The 252-nt window shown below is 40.5% G+C and carries 1 pseudogene; it reads left to right on the top strand.

Annotated features, from left to right (window positions below):
* A pseudogene (locus EAE92_RS24910) lies at positions 1-110 on the top strand (ISNCY family transposase); the annotation flags it as partial.
* Between the last annotated feature and the right edge of the window lie 142 nt (positions 111-252).

Here is a 252-nt window from a genome sequence, read left to right as displayed (position 1 = left end):
AAGGTAAAGTGGAAACGGCTCGTGCCTTATTACGGCATGGCGTGAGTTTGGACATTATTGTCACCAGTACCGGACTGAGCCGGGATAAAATTGAAGCGTTAAAGCATTAAATTAATCTTCTCTTTTACAGTAAAATGCCGATATTCAAGATCGGCATTTTTGTTTTTATTTTTACTGAATGGACATACGCCGGATCTCTCCCAATTTGTCCATCAACTGATTGAACAATCTCCGGAGCATGAAACGATGTTG

The sequence above is a fragment of the Photorhabdus hainanensis genome, from assembly GCF_018448965.1.
Taxonomy (GTDB): Bacteria; Pseudomonadota; Gammaproteobacteria; order Enterobacterales; family Enterobacteriaceae; genus Photorhabdus; species Photorhabdus akhurstii.
Note: the sequence above shows the minus strand (reverse complement) of the source record. Positions and strands in the feature narration are given on the sequence as shown.